Origin of the sequence: Streptococcus sp. 20925_1_69 (assembly GCF_041432365.1) — a bacterium.
GTDB lineage: Bacteria > Bacillota > Bacilli > Lactobacillales > Streptococcaceae > Streptococcus.
Genome location: NZ_JAPVZL010000025.1, coordinates 1 through 2,473 on the forward strand (window position 1 = coordinate 1; position 2,473 = coordinate 2,473).

At 50.1% G+C, this 2,473-nt stretch carries 1 tRNA gene and 2 rRNA genes; all 3 read left to right on the plus strand.

Going from position 1 to position 2,473, the window contains the following annotated elements:
• The first annotated feature begins 148 nt into the window (after nucleotides 1–148).
• Nucleotides 149–1,694 (plus strand): 16S ribosomal RNA (locus O3601_RS09310).
• Nucleotides 1,695–1,745: 51 nt separating this feature from the next.
• Nucleotides 1,746–1,818, plus strand: a tRNA-Ala gene (locus O3601_RS09315).
• Between the two features lie 124 nt (nucleotides 1,819–1,942).
• A 23S ribosomal RNA gene (locus O3601_RS09320) occupies nucleotides 1,943–2,473 on the plus strand; the annotation flags it as partial.

Consider the following 2,473-nt stretch of genomic DNA (forward strand, 5'->3'; position numbering starts at 1 on the left):
GTTGTCACTTGAGAGAAGTGAGTGACAAAGACCTTTGAAAACTGAACAAGACGAACCAATGTGCAGGGCACTACAACTAAGGTTGTAGTACTGAACAATGAAAAAACAATAAATCTGTCAGTGACAGAAATGAGTGAGAACTCAAACTTTTAATGAGAGTTTGATCCTGGCTCAGGACGAACGCTGGCGGCGTGCCTAATACATGCAAGTAGAACGCTGAAGGAGGAGCTTGCTTCTCTGGATGAGTTGCGAACGGGTGAGTAACGCGTAGGTAACCTGCCTGGTAGCGGGGGATAACTATTGGAAACGATAGCTAATACCGCATAATAGTAGATGTTGCATGACATTTGCTTAAAAGGTGCAATTGCATCACTACCAGATGGACCTGCGTTGTATTAGCTAGTTGGTGGGGTAACGGCTCACCAAGGCGACGATACATAGCCGACCTGAGAGGGTGATCGGCCACACTGGGACTGAGACACGGCCCAGACTCCTACGGGAGGCAGCAGTAGGGAATCTTCGGCAATGGACGGAAGTCTGACCGAGCAACGCCGCGTGAGTGAAGAAGGTTTTCGGATCGTAAAGCTCTGTTGTAAGAGAAGAACGAGTGTGAGAGTGGAAAGTTCACACTGTGACGGTATCTTACCAGAAAGGGACGGCTAACTACGTGCCAGCAGCCGCGGTAATACGTAGGTCCCGAGCGTTGTCCGGATTTATTGGGCGTAAAGCGAGCGCAGGCGGTTAGATAAGTCTGAAGTTAAAGGCTGTGGCTTAACCATAGTACGCTTTGGAAACTGTTTAACTTGAGTGCAAGAGGGGAGAGTGGAATTCCATGTGTAGCGGTGAAATGCGTAGATATATGGAGGAACACCGGTGGCGAAAGCGGCTCTCTGGCTTGTAACTGACGCTGAGGCTCGAAAGCGTGGGGAGCAAACAGGATTAGATACCCTGGTAGTCCACGCCGTAAACGATGAGTGCTAGGTGTTAGACCCTTTCCGGGGTTTAGTGCCGCAGCTAACGCATTAAGCACTCCGCCTGGGGAGTACGACCGCAAGGTTGAAACTCAAAGGAATTGACGGGGGCCCGCACAAGCGGTGGAGCATGTGGTTTAATTCGAAGCAACGCGAAGAACCTTACCAGGTCTTGACATCCCTCTGACCGCTCTAGAGATAGAGTTTTCCTTCGGGACAGAGGTGACAGGTGGTGCATGGTTGTCGTCAGCTCGTGTCGTGAGATGTTGGGTTAAGTCCCGCAACGAGCGCAACCCCTATTGTTAGTTGCCATCATTCAGTTGGGCACTCTAGCGAGACTGCCGGTAATAAACCGGAGGAAGGTGGGGATGACGTCAAATCATCATGCCCCTTATGACCTGGGCTACACACGTGCTACAATGGCTGGTACAACGAGTCGCAAGCCGGTGACGGCAAGCTAATCTCTTAAAGCCAGTCTCAGTTCGGATTGTAGGCTGCAACTCGCCTACATGAAGTCGGAATCGCTAGTAATCGCGGATCAGCACGCCGCGGTGAATACGTTCCCGGGCCTTGTACACACCGCCCGTCACACCACGAGAGTTTGTAACACCCGAAGTCGGTGAGGTAACCGTAAGGAGCCAGCCGCCTAAGGTGGGATAGATGATTGGGGTGAAGTCGTAACAAGGTAGCCGTATCGGAAGGTGCGGCTGGATCACCTCCTTTCTAAGGATAAGGAACTGCACATTGGTCTTGTTTAGTCTTGAGAGGTCTTGTGGGGCCTTAGCTCAGCTGGGAGAGCGCCTGCTTTGCACGCAGGAGGTCAGCGGTTCGATCCCGCTAGGCTCCATTGGTGAGAGATCACCAAGTAATGCACATTGAAAATTGAATATCTATATCAAATAGTAACAAGAAAATAAACCGAAAACGCTGTAGTATTAATAAGAGTTTATGACTGAAAGGTCAAAAAATAAGGTTAAGTTAATAAGGGCGCACGGTGGATGCCTTGGCACTAGGAGCCGAAGAAGGACGTGACAAACGACGATATGCCTTGGGTAGCTGTAAGTAAGCGATGATCCAGGGATTTCCGAATGGGGGAACCCAACAGGTACTACCTGTTACCCGCATCTGTTAAGGATGTGAGGAGGAAGACGCAGTGAACTGAAACATCTAAGTAGCTGCAGGAAGAGAAAGCAAAAGCGATTGCCTTAGTAGCGGCGAGCGAAACGGCAGAAGGGCAAACCGAAGAGTTTACTCTTCGGGGTTGTAGGACTGCAATGTGGACTCAAAGATTATAGAAGAATGATTTGGGAAGATCAGCCAAAGAGAGTAATAGCCTCGTATTTAAAATAGTCTTTGTACCTAGCAGTATCCTGAGTACGGCGGGACACGCGAAATCCCGTCGGAATCTGGGAGGACCATCTCCCAACCCTAAATACTCCCTAGTGACCGATAGTGAACCAGTACCGTGAGGGAAAGGTGAAAAGCACCCCGGGAGGGGAGTG